This window comes from Cellvibrio sp. QJXJ, assembly GCF_024452345.1.
Classification (GTDB): domain Bacteria; phylum Pseudomonadota; class Gammaproteobacteria; order Pseudomonadales; family Cellvibrionaceae; genus Cellvibrio.
In genome coordinates, this window is the sequence record NZ_CP101662.1 from 3,774,289 (window position 1) to 3,789,307 (window position 15,019).

General features: G+C 50.2%; 16 protein-coding genes. 6 read left to right on the forward strand and 10 right to left on the reverse strand.

The genetic code is table 11. From position 1 onward, the window contains the following. Nucleotides 1-45 precede the first annotated feature (45 nt). Complete coding sequence (locus NNX04_RS16270; RefSeq protein WP_007638408.1) at nucleotides 46-879, reverse strand: helix-turn-helix domain-containing protein; 834 nt, start codon at nucleotides 877-879, stop codon at nucleotides 46-48. Nucleotides 880-912: 33 nt separating this feature from the next. Next, the gene (locus tag NNX04_RS16275; protein WP_151055727.1) at nucleotides 913-1,635 is read right to left on the reverse strand and encodes an acyltransferase; all 723 of its coding nucleotides are present in this window, start codon (nucleotides 1,633-1,635) and stop codon (nucleotides 913-915) included. An 87-nt stretch (nucleotides 1,636-1,722) separates the two neighbouring features. Between NNX04_RS16275 and NNX04_RS16280 the strand changes: the two genes are divergently transcribed. Continuing rightward, on the forward strand, nucleotides 1,723-2,331 hold the full coding sequence (locus NNX04_RS16280) for a class I SAM-dependent methyltransferase (protein WP_151055729.1): 609 nt from the start codon (nucleotides 1,723-1,725) through the stop codon (nucleotides 2,329-2,331). A gap of 18 nt (nucleotides 2,332-2,349) precedes the next feature. On the opposite strand, the gene NNX04_RS16285 is transcribed toward NNX04_RS16280, so the two are convergent. Next, on the reverse strand, nucleotides 2,350-3,189 hold the full coding sequence (locus tag NNX04_RS16285) for a MipA/OmpV family protein (protein WP_261946465.1): 840 nt from the start codon (nucleotides 3,187-3,189) through the stop codon (nucleotides 2,350-2,352). A gap of 133 nt (nucleotides 3,190-3,322) precedes the next feature. On the opposite strand from NNX04_RS16285, the gene dbpA reads away from it, so the two are divergent. Both dbpA and NNX04_RS16295 read left to right on the forward strand, forming a co-directional pair. Further along, the gene (dbpA, locus tag NNX04_RS16290) at nucleotides 3,323-4,699 is read left to right on the forward strand and encodes an ATP-dependent RNA helicase DbpA (RefSeq protein ID WP_261946466.1); all 1,377 of its coding nucleotides are present in this window, start codon (nucleotides 3,323-3,325) and stop codon (nucleotides 4,697-4,699) included. A 277-nt stretch (nucleotides 4,700-4,976) separates the two neighbouring features. Further along, the gene (locus NNX04_RS16295) at nucleotides 4,977-6,290 is read left to right on the forward strand and encodes a gluconate:H+ symporter (protein WP_261946467.1); all 1,314 of its coding nucleotides are present in this window, start codon (nucleotides 4,977-4,979) and stop codon (nucleotides 6,288-6,290) included. Nucleotides 6,291-6,337: 47 nt separating this feature from the next. Here NNX04_RS16295 and hslO read toward each other — a convergent pair whose 3' ends face one another. Genes hslO through yrfG form a run of 4 tightly spaced genes read right to left on the reverse strand, consistent with a single transcriptional unit; the run spans nucleotide 6,338 to nucleotide 8,834 of the window. After that, a complete protein-coding gene (gene hslO, locus NNX04_RS16300; RefSeq protein WP_261946468.1) occupies nucleotides 6,338-7,243 on the reverse strand; it encodes an Hsp33 family molecular chaperone HslO in 906 nt (301 codons plus the stop codon). A gap of 40 nt (nucleotides 7,244-7,283) precedes the next feature. Further along, on the reverse strand, nucleotides 7,284-7,721 hold the full coding sequence (locus NNX04_RS16305; RefSeq protein WP_261946469.1) for a DUF4124 domain-containing protein: 438 nt from the start codon (nucleotides 7,719-7,721) through the stop codon (nucleotides 7,284-7,286). An 18-nt stretch (nucleotides 7,722-7,739) separates the two neighbouring features. Continuing rightward, nucleotides 7,740-8,174 (reverse strand): RNA-binding S4 domain-containing protein, encoded by a 435-nt coding sequence (locus NNX04_RS16310; protein ID WP_007638385.1) that lies wholly within the window; start codon nucleotides 8,172-8,174, stop codon nucleotides 7,740-7,742. Nucleotides 8,175-8,177: 3 nt separating this feature from the next. Next, the gene (yrfG, locus tag NNX04_RS16315; RefSeq protein ID WP_040390964.1) at nucleotides 8,178-8,834 is read right to left on the reverse strand and encodes a GMP/IMP nucleotidase; all 657 of its coding nucleotides are present in this window, start codon (nucleotides 8,832-8,834) and stop codon (nucleotides 8,178-8,180) included. A 68-nt stretch (nucleotides 8,835-8,902) separates the two neighbouring features. On the opposite strand from yrfG, the gene nudE reads away from it, so the two are divergent. The 3 genes from nudE to NNX04_RS16330 all read left to right on the forward strand — a co-directional run bounded on the left by nudE (nucleotide 8,903) and on the right by NNX04_RS16330 (nucleotide 10,780). Further along, nucleotides 8,903-9,502 carry an ADP compounds hydrolase NudE gene (gene nudE / locus NNX04_RS16320; RefSeq protein ID WP_050976951.1) on the forward strand — a complete coding sequence of 200 codons (600 nt, stop codon included), beginning with the start codon at nucleotides 8,903-8,905 and terminating at the stop codon, nucleotides 9,500-9,502. Next, on the forward strand, nucleotides 9,492-10,361 hold the full coding sequence (gene cysQ, locus NNX04_RS16325) for a 3'(2'),5'-bisphosphate nucleotidase CysQ (protein ID WP_261946470.1): 870 nt from the start codon (nucleotides 9,492-9,494) through the stop codon (nucleotides 10,359-10,361). The genes nudE and cysQ overlap by 11 nt, the downstream gene beginning before the upstream one ends. A 203-nt stretch (nucleotides 10,362-10,564) precedes the next feature. Beyond that, nucleotides 10,565-10,780: a hypothetical protein gene (locus NNX04_RS16330; protein WP_040390962.1), complete on the forward strand. Its 216-nt coding sequence runs from the start codon at nucleotides 10,565-10,567 to the stop codon at nucleotides 10,778-10,780. Nucleotides 10,781-10,824: 44 nt separating this feature from the next. Here the strand turns inward: NNX04_RS16330 and NNX04_RS16335 are convergent, their stop codons facing one another. The 3 genes from NNX04_RS16335 to moaA form a co-directional block, all read right to left on the reverse strand. After that, nucleotides 10,825-12,804 carry a putative bifunctional diguanylate cyclase/phosphodiesterase gene (locus NNX04_RS16335; RefSeq protein WP_261946471.1) on the reverse strand — a complete coding sequence of 660 codons (1,980 nt, stop codon included), beginning with the start codon at nucleotides 12,802-12,804 and terminating at the stop codon, nucleotides 10,825-10,827. A gap of 252 nt (nucleotides 12,805-13,056) precedes the next feature. Beyond that, on the reverse strand, nucleotides 13,057-13,572 hold the full coding sequence (gene moaB, locus NNX04_RS16340; protein ID WP_007638377.1) for a molybdenum cofactor biosynthesis protein B: 516 nt from the start codon (nucleotides 13,570-13,572) through the stop codon (nucleotides 13,057-13,059). Nucleotide 13,573: 1 nt separating this feature from the next. Beyond that, nucleotides 13,574-14,578 carry a GTP 3',8-cyclase MoaA gene (gene moaA / locus NNX04_RS16345; RefSeq protein WP_007638375.1) on the reverse strand — a complete coding sequence of 335 codons (1,005 nt, stop codon included), beginning with the start codon at nucleotides 14,576-14,578 and terminating at the stop codon, nucleotides 13,574-13,576. Between the last annotated feature and the right edge of the window lie 441 nt (nucleotides 14,579-15,019).

Genomic DNA, 15,019 nt, shown 5'->3' on the forward strand with positions numbered 1-15,019 from the left:
GCGACATGCTTGGTGAAATGTTTAATCAGCTTTTTCCCCTGGTTATCAGCGGCGTTCTTTATCGCGCTTTTTCTCGCGGTACTCGCCCGGTGTGAGTAAATGCACTTTTTGAAATTGGCGAATAAAGTGAGCTTGATCGTAAAACCCTGCTTCCTGAGCTATATCCACCAAGGGTAAGTTCGGGTTGAGGCTGATTAATTGCCGTGCGCGGCGGATGCGTTGTAATTGTTTCAAGTGAACCAATGTCAGACCAACTTCTTGTTGAAAGCGTCGTTCTAATTGACGCCTTCCCATATTGACTTGGGCACTCAGGGTTTCGATTGAATCAGTTGAGTGTGATAACTGAGGCAGAAGGGTTTGTATTGGCCCTTGTTTTGCGAGTTGCTGTGCCGCTTGTTGTAGCAGCCAATCATCTATCAACCCTATCCTCCGGCTAGTACTCTCACTTTCCGCCAAACGCTCGCGCAATTCGCGTAAGCCTGCATTATTTAAATCTGTATCCAGTTCCTCTGCCGCAAGGTGATTGCCAATCAAACCCGGCATATCCAAACCAAACAATTGAAACGCGCCACCCGGATGAAAGCGAATGCCGAGCAGATCCACGCTCCCGCTAAAATGCATGGTATGCAGGGTTTGTATTGCATTAAAACTGACTTGCGGAATTTGGTTTGCAATAAAACGAAAATTAATATTGGTGCCACCGTCCGGGTAAAGTTTTTCGCTAAACCCCTGCGCGGGTAGTTGCGGTTGTTGTACAGTCCAATAACATTGAATCCAGTTGTGTAAATAGGCATGTGGCGCAAAGCTGCGAAAACCCAGGTGGGTCAATATGTTTGCGGGCGGGCTGGCAGTATTTGAAGGAGTGATAAGTTTATTCATGTCGCCCCCTGTAGTGGCAATTGTCCCACGCGATTAATCGTAGTGATTCGGTTTTACCAGTGAGCGCAGCCAATTCCACCAGCCATTATTGCCCAGCATAAACTTATCCAGCTGATCCTGATTATAAAAATAATGTTCGGCGTCTTTAAATAACAATTCGCGTTTTAGCATGCGGCGGTTGGGATTAATAGTTTTAATGATGCGTGCGGGATTGCCAGCGGCAACAGAGTTGGCGGGAATGTCTTTTGTCACTACCGAACCTGTGCCCACGACGGAATTTTCACCGATGCGGACGCCTTTGGTGACGGTAACACGTTCACCTAGCCACACATTATTTTCAATCACCACCGGTTTGGTACAGCGAAATGGGCGAATGCGATTGTAAATCCCGTGCCAGTCGCTATCGCTAATAGTGACATTGGCGGCCAACATACAGTTGTCGCCAATTTGGATAGATTGCGCTGCAGAAATGCGCACACCGGGTGAAATTAAACAGTAATTGCCAATACGAATTTCCGCATCCGCTTGTTTGCTGGGCCAGGTAGTGAAACGAATACAATTATCGCTGGCGCAAATAATTTGCGCGTATTTTCCAAGGTGAATATTGCGCCCGAAAATCACCAGGCTGCGTGGGTGGGCAATTTCAGGAATGGTGCCCAGGCTATCAAATTGCGGGGCGATAAAACGACGGACGTACCAATGGTTGATGCGCTTGTAAATGGATTTGATCAGGTAAGGTGTATTACTGCGGCGCATAGGTTTATTTTCTAGGGTTGTCGTCGTGAGTTTATTGAGTATTAGTGTCTGTTAGAATGCGTACTTTGATTATGAGTGAGAAACATTATGCTGCCAATCGCTATTGAAACAGTAAAAGGATTTTTGGATGCGGACGAAGGTGCCGCGCTTTATGCGGCCGCGCTTGAAACCGCTCGTTTGGGTCCATGTTTGGAGATCGGCAGTTACTGCGGTAAATCCACTGTGTATTTAGGTCAGGCGTGTAAAAATTCTGGCGCTGTTCTTTATGCGATTGATCATCATCGCGGTTCGGAGGAGCACCAGTTAGGCGAGGAATATCACGATCCGCAGTTGTACGATGTGCAGTTCGAAAAAATGGATAGCTTTCGCGAGTTTCGCCACACGCTAGCACGCGCACAATTGGAAGATGTGGTGGTGCCAATTGTTGCGCCCTCTGCATTAGCAGCGCGACATTGGGCTACCCCTTTGGGCATGGTTTTTATTGATGGTGGCCACAGCATGGCAGCTGCGTTGACAGATTATCGCTGCTGGGCGCCGCATGTGGTGCGTGGTGGTTTGTTGGCGATTCACGATGTATTTCCCGATCCCGCCGATGGTGGTCGTCCACCGTTTGAAATTTGGCAGCTCGCACAGCAATCCGGTTTATTTGAAGCCATGCCGTTAATAAAAACACTTGGCTTGTTGCGCCGTTTATAAAAATAGCGACTTGGGGAATTATTTAATCACCCAAATCAGCGCAATACCACCGCGCATGCTGTGATCATCTACCACCAGTGGACTGTCAGTAATATCCGTATGCTCAATGTTGTCGTAGCGAATAAAAAAAGCGAAACGGGTTTGAAAACCCTGGTGTGAAAAACTGCGGCTGAGGGAGAAATTATTGTTCCAGCCGCTATAACCGGCCTTTGCACGAAATTCAGGGCGCTCTGCAGTTACATATTCCGGTGCAACGCTGTAATAGTAATTATGATAATCGTTGCTGGCGTAAGTAATGCCGGCGCGATAACTAAATGTCCACTCTGAGAATCGGGTGCGATACACCAACTGCGGTTGAATAATCGACCCTATGTAACCCGACTCTTCCGCACCAAGCGCAAACACTGCACGCCAAGGTAGTTGCAGGTGCCAGCCGCGACTAAAATCTTCACCACTTAAATTAATATTAAAGGATGGCCCTAATTCAAAGGTTGATCCCAGCTCCGGCATGCCTTCACGCAATGTGCTTTTATCCGTTTCTGGTGTAATCGATGCGCTAGCACTGAGTGTGAATTCGTATTGATCGGTACGAAAAAAATTACCGCGCACCCCCTCGCGATCCGAGCGAATATATTTGCCGCGATAAATAAAATAGGGAATAGGGCTGATAAAACTGCGATATTCGTCAGAGCCGCGATAGTCGGGTCCGGCAACAGCGCCCAATCCCAAACCCAGTTCCCAGTTTTTTTGCTGTGGTTTATCGCTGTCTTCATCGGCCTGAACAAATGGTGCCAGCAGCAGAATTAATAGAAGTAATTGCACACGGGGTAAGTGGCGCTCAAACAAAGAAATCTTCATAAAAACCCTGCGCTAGCGAGTGATTGATTGGCGTTATTCGCGAGTATCCGTAATTGCCCCAAGGGCGACTTGCTGCGATTTTACTGGTATTCTGCTGCACTAATCCATTTATTGCACAATCAACGAGTCATCTGTGAATCCTACTGCTTTTTCCACTTTACCGCTGAGTGCGGACATGCTGGCCAACCTTGAATCCCTGGGGTACAGCGAAATGACACCAATCCAAGCGCAAAGCTTGCCGCTGGTACTGGCGGGGCGCGATGTTATCGCCAAAGCCAAAACTGGCAGCGGTAAAACTGCCGCATTTGGTATCGCGCTGTTGGAAAAATTAAACGTGCGTTTTTTTGGTGTGCAAGCTTTGGTGTTGTGTCCCACCCGCGAATTAGCCGATCAGGTCGCCAAAGAAATTCGTCGCCTGGCGCGCTTAACACACAATGTAAAAGTACTCACGCTGTGCGGTGGCGTTTCCATTGGCCCGCAAATTGGTTCACTGGAGCGTGGTGCGCATATTGTTGTAGGTACACCGGGGCGGATTGTTGATCATATCGCTAAAGGCACATTAAAACTCGATAACGTTAACCAGCTAGTGTTGGATGAGGCGGATCGTATGTTAGAAATGGGTTTTTCTGACGATATTGATGCGGTACTGGCTGCCTGCAATACCGAGCGTCAAACCTTATTATTTTCTGCCACTTACCCTGACGATATTAAAAAAATCAGTGCGCGCTGCCAGCGTGACCCGCAAATGATCGCAGTGGAATCTATTCACAGTGAAACACAAATCGAACAGCATTTTTATGAGCTGCGCGGAGACGATGAGGTTTACCCGGCAGTATTAACCTTGCTCGCTACGTTTCAACCCTCAAGCTCTATTGCGTTTTGCAACACAAAACAAAGTTGCGATGAGCTGTTGGACTATTTGCGTAAGCAAGGTGTAAATGCCTTGGCATTACACGGTGATTTGGAGCAGAAAGAACGCGATCAAGTATTGGTACGTTTTTCCAATAAAAGTTGCTCGGTATTAATTGCGACTGATGTGGCTGCACGCGGTATTGATATTAAAGGTTTGGATGCCGTAATTAATGTGGACTTGGCGCGCGACAGTGAAGTACATGTGCACCGCATTGGGCGCACTGGCCGCGCGGGTGAATCGGGTTTGGCATTGAATTTGGTTGTACAAAAAGAAGTTCACAAAATTAATCGTCTTGAAGATTATATGAAACAGTCGATTACGCTGGAGCCACTACCTGCTGCGGATAAAAAAGCACTGCCAGAAGTTAGTATGGTGACTTTGAATATCGACGGCGGAAAAAAAGACAAACTGCGCCCCGGTGATATTATCGGCGCCCTAACCAAAGATGCCGGATTACCTTTTGATAAAATCGGCAAGATCGATGTGTTTGATTACGCTACCTACGTGGCGGTGGATAAATCCATTGCCCGTGCAGCGCTTGAACATTTGAGTCAAGGTAAATTGAAAGGGCGTAAGTTCCGCGCGCGTCGGTTTTAATCAGTAAAATGTTTTATGCAGTCTGTATCGAGACTGCAAGAGGTGGGGTTCTATTCAGTCTTTGAGACTGCCGGAGACATGGGTGAAGCAAGTGTTTACAAAGCATGCTTTGTACGCAGCTGAACGACAACGGATTTATCCGTTGGCTGGTCCGCTTGCGGGCGACGACAAGCCTCCATGGATGGATTTACGGCGTGTCGCAAAGATACCTTCGAAGACGGACTCGGTTTCACTCGCAAAAGACCAAAAAAATAACTAATAAATAAAAGGAGATCCCATGGCCATAGCTGCTGTTGTTATCGCAATTTTATTGCTGGTGGTGTTAATTACCGGCGTAAAGCTCAATCCCTTTTTAGCCTTTCTGGTTGCTTCCATCGCTGCGGCGATTATGCTCGGCATTCCTCTGGATAAAATCCCCGCCACTATTGAAGCCGGCATTGGCGGTATTCTCGGCTCGCTCGCCGTTATTTTGTGTGTGGGGGCGATGTTTGGAAAATTGGTAGCCGAGTCAGGCGCCGCGCAACAAATCAGTAGTAGTTTGATGCGCTGGTGTGGAAAAAAATACATCACCTGGGCGCTGATGTTCACCGGTTTTATTGTCGGCCTGCCATTATTTTATAACGTGGGATTTGTACTGCTGGTGCCGCTGGTATTTTCAGTGATGTACCAAACCAAATTACCGGCGGTGTATTTGGGTATTCCGTTATTGGCTGCACTGTCTGTGACTCACGGTTTTTTACCGCCACATCCATCGCCGGTTGCGTTAATTCCGCAGTTTGGTGCGGATATGGGCACTACATTGTTCTACGGGATTATGGTGGCAATTCCCACCATGATTATTGCAGGCCCGGTGTTCACTTCAACGCTTAAAAATATTCACAGCGTGCCGCTGGCAACATTCAAACCAACAGATTTACCCGCCAATGAATTACCCGGTATTGCTAACAGTTTTTTTACTTCGCTATTACCGGTGTTGATGATTGCCTTATCGAGTTTGGCGATTTACATATTGCCCGCTGCAATCGCCCAGGCACCTTGGGTACAGCTGCTCAGCAATTCCATGATCGTCTTGCTGATTGCACTGGCGCTTGCAACTTACACGCTGGGAATTAAACGCGGTATGAGTATGGGGCGCATCATGGGTATTTATGCTGATGCCATTAAAGATATCGCTGTGATTTTATTAATTGTCGCCGGTGCCGGTGCGCTAAAGCAGGTGATGGTTGATAGTGGTGTGAGTGAACAATTAGCGCTATCGCTCAAAAACGTTGCGCTAAACCCATTGGTGCTGGCTTGGTTAATTGCGACGATAATTCGTATTGCCTTGGGTTCTGCCACAGTCGCAGGGTTAACGGCAGCGGGCATAGTCGCCCCCATTATTCCACTCACCGGCGCTGACCCTAATTTAATGGTATTGGCGATTGGTGCGGGTAGTTTGATGTGTTCACACGTTAACGATTCCGGTTTTTGGATGTACAAGGAATATTTTAATTTGAGTTTAAAAGATACCTTTAAATCCTGGACCTTGATGGAAACTATTGTAGGGATAGTGGGTTTGATGGGGGTATTGGTGCTGGATATTTTTGTTTGAGGCTAGATACCCGCTTGCGCGGGTATAGCGAGGGGAAGCCAATAAAATTAATGCAATACACTACCGCCTAACAGCTGGCGAATTTCATCGGCAGGAAAGTGATAGTGTTGATTACAAAATTGGCAGTCGATATCGATGCTGCCACGTTCAACCAATAATTCCTCTACTTCTTCTTTGCCAATCGACAGCAATGCACTCGCACTGCGTTCGCGCGAGCAGCTGCAGGCAAAGTGTAAGGCTTTCGGTTCAAATAAACGCAGCGGATGCTCGTTGAATAAACGGTAAAGCACGGTGCTGTGTTCCAGTTCCAACAGCTCGTCGGCTTTAATGGTGTCCGCCAGAGCGATGACGGTTTCCCATTTGTCGCGGTTGTCGTCTTCGTTGGTAATTAATTGTTGCGGCAGTGCTTGAATTAAAAAGCCGGTGACTGTGTTGTTATTGGCGGCAAACCACATGCGGGTTGCCAGCTGCTCCGATTGTTCAAAATAATGCTCCAGGCATCCGGCGAGGTTATCCGCGTCCATCGGCACTATGCCTTGGTGGCGTTCAATCGTGCCGCCAAAATTTTCCGCACGTTGCGGTTCAATGGTAATTACCAACACACCATTGCCGAGCAGTTGTTGTAAATTGCCGCTCTGTGCCAATTCATCGCTCAATTCAATATCGCTATTCAAGCGTACTATGCCGCGCAGGCTATTGTGATGGTTGCACTCCGCCATAATGGTAGAGATGGCGCCGTCGCCGCGCGCTTGTAAAATAATTTTCCCCTCAAACTTCAAGGTGCTGGATAACAAACTTACGGCAGCGAGAAATTCACCCAGTAAACGGTGGATCGCCGGTGCTTGTGGATTGTGGCTGAGCACTTCGCGATAGCTATCGCCGAGGGTCACTATTTCACCGCGAATATCGCAGTCGTCAAATAAAAAGCGGTGGAGAAGATCGTTGCTGGACATAAAAAACCTTTTGTAGACTTTCAGGTAACAATCGCAATGACTAATTGCAATTATTGTCGATATAGGTGGTTAATTCGGCAACCATGGCTTGCCGCTCTTGCTCGGTAGTTTTGACAACCTTGCCCTGGTCATCCAAAAAAATAACATTGCCGCTAATGCGGCGCAGACGGTTTTTAGCTGCTGTGCAATTCGCGCCACGGGCATAAGCTTCACTGGCACTTATTTCTTGTGCGTGTTGGCGCTGCTGTCTTTGCGCTTGCGCTTCCTGAAGATGAAGCTGCTGCACTTTGTTCAGTTCTTCACGGCTGGTGTCCAGGTTCTGTTTGTTAACTTGTTTGGTAATATTTTCTGCATCGGCTGCCGGTGGTTTGTCGGTGAAATGTACTTTGCCATCTTTATCGACCCAGCGGTAAACCTCCGCTATGCAGTTAATACTGAACCCCAACAACAGAATAAATACCAATGTGCGACCTTGCATAGTGCTCTCCTTGTGTAATTAATCGTCGGCACCCAATAAATTGATGCGCTGAAAGCGATGAATATGGCGGCGCTCTTTTTTGCTGGGGCGATGATCGCTGATAATGTAATTGCCCAACCCCGCTTTGCGTTCAGCGCTGCGTTTTTCACGCAGGATTTTGCTCTCTTCGGTTTCGTCGTACAGCAGCGCTGCTTCTGGTGCACCGCGCCGTTGGGCGGAAAGTGCTTTGACTACGACAGTTTTTTCATCCAGGTCCTGACGAATGGTTAACACCAAACCTTCAGTGACTTCTTTACTCGGTTTAATTCGTTGGCCATCGCAGTGAATTTTTCCGCCGTCAATGGCCTGTTTGGCAAGGCTGCGGGTTTTAAAAAAACGCGCGGCCCAGAGCCATTTGTCGATGCGAATTTTATCGTCATCGTCGTCATCATGATGCTGTTTTTGTTTACTCATTGGTTAAACCGCTTCCGGCATAATTTCATCAAAGTGGTGGATGGCGGGGTACTGCTCCATACGCCGTTCAATTTTGCTATCCGGTTGGTGAATGCCGAGCAAATATTTAATGCCAAAGGTTTTGGCGGAATCCAGAATGCGCACAGTGTCGTCGATAAACAAGGTGCGCGCCGGGTCAAAATGTTCAAAGGCTTGCAGCTCTTGCCAGAATTTTTGCGATTCTTTGGGCTCATTAAATTGGTGCGAGGAAACAATCACATCCAGCCAATTGTCAATTTGGGTGATCTCCAATTTTAGCGACAAACTCTGTGGATGCGCATTGGTAACCAGCAGCACTTTTTTGCCTAACGCGCGCAGGCGCATTAAAAATTCGCCGACATGAGGGCGAATTTGAATTTTGTGTTTTACCTCTTCTTTGAGGCTGCGAATATCCACATCGAGCGCCTTGGACCAAAACTCCAGGCAGTACCATTGCAGGGTGCCTTCGTATTGTTGGATATGATTTTTCAAGCGCGTATTGGCCGTGGCGAGATCCACCTGGTGGATTTCTGCATAGCGCTGGGGTAGGTGATCCAGCCAAAAATAATTGTCGAAATGCAGATCTAACAAGGTACCATCCATGTCTAGCATGACGGTATCTATTAAGTCCCAGTTGATCATAGAATTGTCTCTAACCGAATTTACACACTGTATTAATAACTGTATTTAACAAACCTAGTAACACGCCTATGCCTACAAAACCCAGTATTTTCAAGCGCGCCACAGTGGCGCGCAGCCGGTTGTTTCGCGCCGATGAAATCCACTTGCGCTTTAGCAATGGCGAAGAGCGCACCTACGAAAAACTCTGTTCCGGCGGCCCGGGGGCGGTGCTTATTGTACCTCTGCTCGATGAAAATACGGTGCTTTTGGTGCGTGAATATGCGGCCGGCATTGAGGATTATCACCTCGCACTGCCCAAAGGGGCGATAGACGCGGGCGAGCAGTTACTGGAGGCCGCCAATCGCGAACTGAAAGAAGAGGTGGGTTACGGCGCGCGCAAGTTGCAGTTTTTGAAGAAGATTAACCTCTCCCCCGCCTACATGGAGCACGGTATTAATGTGGTGCTGGCCTGGGACTTATACGCGGAGCGGCTGGAAGGCGATGAGCCGGAACCGATAGAGGTGGTGCCTTATCCACTTGCCGATTTGCTGGAATTGATTATGCGCCCCGATGTGTGCGAAGGCCGCAGCATCGCCGCGCTGTTTATGGCGCGCGAGTGGCTCGCCGGCCGCTTGTTGCTGGATTCGCCAGTGGTGTGCCCGCAGCAGGAGCCAAACCATGGACAATAATCCGATTAGCCCAGCGCTGATCGCTGATTTGGTTGCGCTGGCGCGGCGTGCCGGTGAGGCGATCATGGCTATCTACGCACAGCAGGACAGCTACGATATCACCCACAAGGCCGATGAGTCCCCGCTGACTGCGGCGGATATGGCGGCGCAGCGGGTTATCGCCGCAGGTTTACCTGCCCTGCTCAATGTGCCGATTATTTCCGAGGAGGCGCAGCTGCCGGATTTTGCCGAGCGTCAGAGCTGGGGCAGTTACTGGTTGGTGGACCCGCTTGACGGCACCAAAGAATTTATCGCGCGCAACGGCCAATTCACCGTCAATATCGCGCTGGTACATGGAGGGCGCTCAATGCTGGGTGTGGTGCATGTGCCGACTACGGACATTAGTTATTTGGGTGTGCTTGCCGCGCAACAACACGAATCCCTCGGCGCTTGGAAGTACACTCATGGGCAAACACCCCAGGCGATCCAGGTGCGCGATTTAAATGACCGCGCGGCTCAGGGTTTACCTCTTACGCTATTGCTCAGTCATCGCCACGGTACCCAAGCGACTATGGAATTATTGGAGGTGATGAAGCAGCAATGGCCGGGGCCGATTGAAACCAGCAACGCTGGCAGTTCGCTCAAGTTTTGTGTGATCGCCGAAGGGCTTGCTGATTTTTATCCGCGCCTCGCTCCCACCTCAGAGTGGGACACCGCCGCCGCGCAAGCTGTTTTAGAAGCTGCCGGTGGCGCCGTGGTGGAGGCAACTCCAACGCTTCCGCCGCTGGTGTACAACAGTCGTGAGGATATTCTCAACCCGCATTTTTATGCGCTGGGTGATCGCAGGTTTGCTTGGGCGACACTTTTAAACGGACGCTAAATAAGAGCCCGCTTATGCCCTTCTTTTTATAACCAAGGTTCTAGGTTCCCGAGAAGAAAATATTCTAAGTTTTGCCGCGTTTGCACCGGTCATCTGCGCTAGGCTTCAAGAGCTAGCCTTTACCGGCGAGCAGTGTGGAATGGGTCTGCATTGCTGTGCGTTTATTGTCTCAGTACGAGCGTTTTTCTTAGGGAGTGTTAAGCATGAGAAGGCAGAGTAAAAACTTGAAAGCCGATTTTAATGTGAATCGCACCGATTTAATGCGCGATAAATTAATTCGCGAAATTTCCGATTACGAGCGACAGTTAGCCGAGTTGAAACTCAATGGCAACAAGGTCGATTTCACCATGATCCAAACCTACAAAGAACTGATCAGCGCGCGGCAGGATATGTTGCGAAGGCTGCCGGTGCACTACTAAGTTCCCTTCCATTTCACGGTAATCGCGGGAGCCTGATTATCTAATCAGGCCGAGCGCGGTTGCTGGTTGACCAAGGTAAAACGCGGATCAAACAATTCCTGCGGAAATAGCGCTGCCGGGTGATTACACCCCAAGCTGCCAAGTGCAGCTGTTTTGTGGCTTCTGGCGGCAGGCAAGTGGTTGGCGGTTATCTCGGCGCCGAGGCGTTTGCTCTTGTGCTCCAGCCAGCCGTTGGCATCGCTAAACGGCATGGGGCGATGAATAAAATAGCCTTGTACTTGATCGCAGTTGAGTTCGCGCAAACAGCTGATTTGCTCAAAGGTTTCCGCCCCTTCGGCCACCACGGTCAGGCCCAACGCATGGGCGATGGACACTATGCCCTGGGTGATATCCCAGTCCACCTTATTGCCGGGTAAATCGGCGACAAAGGATTTATCGATTTTGATGATATCCAGCGGCAGGCGCTTGATGTAGGTGAGCGACGCATAGCCGGTACCAAAGTCATCCACCGCCATACGCGCTCCCAAGTCGCGGCAGCGCAGCATAATGCGCTTGGCGCGCTCCAGATCTTCCAGCATGGCGGTTTCAGTAATTTCAATAATTAGCGCCTCGCCAAAGCCCTGTTGCTGTTCGCACAGGGTTTGCAGCTCCAGCAAAAACGAGGGGTGTAAAAAGTGGTGCGGTGAGATGTTGATATGAATATCCGGCGCCAACTCGCTGCTGTTCCACAGGCGCATCTGGCGTGCGGCTTCGCGCAATACCCAGTTGCCGATACGGTATTCCAAATCGCCACGGGCGGACTCAAACGCCTGAATTAGCGGGCCGGCACTGATTACTTCACCGTCGGGTTTGCACCAGCGCAGCAGCGCTTCAAACCCCACCAGCGACAGATCGTGCAAATGGCAAATTGGTTGGTACCACAACTGCAGTTCATTGCGCTCCAGCGCGCCCTCTACATCCACAATCGAAATCAGTTGTTCCTGTGGCAGCGCGGCTTTTACCGAGGCGCGTTGGAAGCGGTCGCCACCCTGGCTCTTGGCGAGGTACATGGCGGCATCGGCTTTGCGCATCAGGTTAATTTCGTCCACACCGTCCTGCGGCGCCAGCACTACGCCAATACTGCCGCTCAAGCGCCCGCGTTTGCGCCCGCTGCCGTAGGGCACCCGCAGCGCCTGCAAAAAGCGTTTGGCGAGCAGTTCGATATGGCTGTCGTCGCACTCTGCAATAATTAAAAATTCATCACCGCCCAAGCGCCCGAGTTGATCGCCTTTGCGCATCACATCGCTCAAGCGCAGCGCCAAGTCGCGCAGTAATACATCGCCGGTCTCGTGACCCCAGTGGTCATTGGCGGCTTTCAGCCCGTCGACATCGATAAAAAACAAGGCAAAACCACGGTTGTAGCGCTGCAGGTTTTCCAGGCTGTGATCCAGGCAATCGAGAATTCCACGGCGATTTAACAGCTTGGTGAGCGGGTCTATGGTCACCAGCGAGCGCAGTTGTGCCTCCAGTTGTTCGCGATGGCACGCCACGGCAATTTGGCTTGCAATGCGCTCAGCCAGCGCCAACAACTGCGGTGATAACTCGGCGGTTTTTTCGGTGTGTTTAAACCAGGAGGAGGCGATAACCCCCAGCACCTTGTCGGAGGAGATGAGTGGAATCACCAAATTGGACTGCAGGCCTGCATTTACCAGTTGGGGAATCGCCTCGGGGGCATTGGCGTAATCGCGGGTGAAAATACTGCGTTTGGTTGCCAGTGCGCGCCCGGCAATACCGGTGGTGGAGGTGAAACGAAAGCCTTTAAACGCACTTAATAAATGTTGTTGCTCGCCTTCAAACAGTTTGTATTCAAAGGTCTGGCTCTCTTCGTCGAGCAAAATCAGTGCGGTACCGTCCGCATTCAATAGGGTGCGCACCGCTGCAGCGGCTTTTTTAAAAAATAATTGGAAATCCGGTTCGAGGGTCAGCGCATCCATGGTGGCCAATAGCGATGGCACAGCGGTGTCTAACAATAAAGAATGGTTCATGGATGCATGCTCACAAGTACATCAAAAAGCGCCAAAACAGCTCAGGCAGGTGTGATCAGCAATTAGCTTGCCACTTAGGTCGCAACGGTCAGATTTATGTTATTTGATCGGTTTTTGATGTGGCAGGCGCGAGCGGTGAGTAGGTTTTTTAAAAAAACTGGTATGCAAGCTGTGTTCCGCTCCCTGTTTAGGGGCGGGATTCCAGAGGAAGGTGCAGAAATAGTGCAAATTTCAGCGCCAAAAAGCTGATTTTCAGTGCTCCAAGCGCAGTTGCCCTACGAAATTGCAGGGGCGATGGCGCGCATCCAGTTGATCGACAATGATTTTTGACCATGCGGTGGTGCAGGCGCCAGTAGAGCCGGGCAGGCAAAAAATCAGGGTGCGATTGGCAAGCCCTGCTGTGGCGCGGGACTGGATGGTGGAGGTGCCAATCTCCTCATAGGAGACCTGGCGGAACAGCTCGCCAAAACCCACCACGGTTTTATCAAACAGTGGGGTCACCGCTTCGACGGTCGAGTCGCGCCCGGCAAAGCCGGTGCCGCCGGTAATCAGCACCACCTGCGCCAGCGGGTCGACGATCCAATTGGAGAGCGCGGCGCGGATTTGATAGATGTCATCGATCACTAATTTTCGATCATGCAATTTGTGGCCGGCAGCGGTGAGTAAATCCTGTAGTTTTTGACCTGAGGTATCTGTTTCCAGGTTGCGGGTGTCGGAGACGGTAAGGACGCAGATATTGAGTGGCTCGAATTCTTTTTGTGCTGACATATCAGCCCCCTGTCATATTCATAAACCGCACTATCTGCGGTTCGTCATTGTTGATATCAAAGGTGTGTTTCTCGGGTTTGTGCTGCATGGCGGCGATGATTTGCGCGCGCAGGTCGCTATTGGGATTGCTACTGCCGCGTAAGGTCGCACGCAGATCCACGCTATTTTCCTGCCCTAAACACAGCAGCAGGCGACCGGTGGCGGTGACGCGCACGCGGTTGCAGCTGCCGCAAAAATTGTTGGAGTGGGGCGAGATAAATCCGATCTGACTGCTATAGCCAGCGGCCTGCCAATAGCGCGCTGGGCCGGCATTATCACTGCTGTGGTCATCGTTGGCGGCAAGGGGCTGCAATTGCAGGTCGTGTAGCTGCGCGCGCAGTTCATCGCTGCTGATAAATTCCGCCGCGCGCCCGTGTTCATCAATCCGTCCGAGCGGCATCTCCTCGATAAAGCTGATATCCAGACCTTCATCCAATGCAAAGCGCACCAATGCCGGTACTTCATCGGCGTTGTAGTGTTTGAGTGCAACGCAGTTGAGTTTGATGCGCTTAAAGCCAGCCGCTTGCGCGGCTTTGATCCCGGCTAATACCTGGTTGATATCGCCAAAGCGGGTGAGCTGGCGAAAACGCGCCGGGCTCAAGCTGTCGAGGCTGATATTGATTCGTTCAACCCCCGCATCCCTAATCGCCTGGGCATATTGCGGCAAGTGGGTGCCATTGGTGGTGAGGCACAGCTCTTTTAATCCGTTCAACTGGCCGAGGCGTTGTAGTAAATCGATGGTGCCTTTGCGTACCAGCGGCTCACCGCCGGTAATACGCAGTTTGGTCACGCCCAGAGCCACAAAGGTTTCGCCCAAGGTGGTCAGCTCTTCAATGCTCAATACCTCACTGCGCGGCAGAAATTGCATCTCCTCCGCCATGCAGTAGACGCAGCGCAGGTCGCAGCGATCAGTCACCGACAGGCGCACATAATTAATGGTTCGACCAAAACTATCGACTAGTGACATATAAGGAAGGTAGTTCCCCGTTGCAAAACAACATTAACAAGTGACAAGGCTGCCGCCGTAGGCGGCCAAACAACTCTAGCGAGCCGTGTCTATTCGCTCAAGGCTTTTTCGGCCCTGTAGCTTTTGCTGGCGCGCAGAATTGTCATTCAAAGCCTGTTCCAAAATGGTGAATAGTTGCAGTGTAAACCGCTTGCGGCCTATTGCAGGGATTTATTTCATCGGGGTTTGATCTGCATCCAACGCAAAAATAGTTTGTTCGGTGGCTAAAAAATCAAAAATGCAATCTTGTGGTGCGCGGTGCACCATCACTTTGTTTTTATATGGTGCATTTTGCGGAAATCAAATTTTTGCATTTTGCTTTTATCTGGTGCGCTCATGCACCAATAAAAAACAGAAAAACAAATTTTATCCCAAGGGGGATCGCGCCGGGCTGTGGCATGT

Coding starts and splice junctions, on each gene's coding strand:
- NNX04_RS16335 (WP_261946471.1), bottom strand. CDS start 12,804: ATGAACCATTCTTTATTGTTAGACACCGCTGTGCCATCGCTATTGGCC.
- nudE (WP_050976951.1), top strand. CDS start 8,903: ATGCCTACAAAACCCAGTATTTTCAAGCGCGCCACAGTGGCGCGCAGC.
- NNX04_RS16270 (WP_007638408.1), bottom strand. CDS start 879: ATGAATAAACTTATCACTCCTTCAAATACTGCCAGCCCGCCCGCAAAC.
- NNX04_RS16305 (WP_261946469.1), bottom strand. CDS start 7,721: ATGCAAGGTCGCACATTGGTATTTATTCTGTTGTTGGGGTTCAGTATT.
- NNX04_RS16330 (WP_040390962.1), top strand. CDS start 10,565: ATGAGAAGGCAGAGTAAAAACTTGAAAGCCGATTTTAATGTGAATCGC.
- moaB (WP_007638377.1), bottom strand. CDS start 13,572: ATGTCAGCACAAAAAGAATTCGAGCCACTCAATATCTGCGTCCTTACC.
- moaA (WP_007638375.1), bottom strand. CDS start 14,578: ATGTCACTAGTCGATAGTTTTGGTCGAACCATTAATTATGTGCGCCTG.
- NNX04_RS16295 (WP_261946467.1), top strand. CDS start 4,977: ATGGCCATAGCTGCTGTTGTTATCGCAATTTTATTGCTGGTGGTGTTA.
- NNX04_RS16285 (WP_261946465.1), bottom strand. CDS start 3,189: ATGAAGATTTCTTTGTTTGAGCGCCACTTACCCCGTGTGCAATTACTT.
- cysQ (WP_261946470.1), top strand. CDS start 9,492: ATGGACAATAATCCGATTAGCCCAGCGCTGATCGCTGATTTGGTTGCG.
- NNX04_RS16310 (WP_007638385.1), bottom strand. CDS start 8,174: ATGAGTAAACAAAAACAGCATCATGATGACGACGATGACGATAAAATT.
- yrfG (WP_040390964.1), bottom strand. CDS start 8,834: ATGATCAACTGGGACTTAATAGATACCGTCATGCTAGACATGGATGGT.
- hslO (WP_261946468.1), bottom strand. CDS start 7,243: ATGTCCAGCAACGATCTTCTCCACCGCTTTTTATTTGACGACTGCGAT.
- NNX04_RS16280 (WP_151055729.1), top strand. CDS start 1,723: ATGCTGCCAATCGCTATTGAAACAGTAAAAGGATTTTTGGATGCGGAC.
- NNX04_RS16275 (WP_151055727.1), bottom strand. CDS start 1,635: ATGCGCCGCAGTAATACACCTTACCTGATCAAATCCATTTACAAGCGC.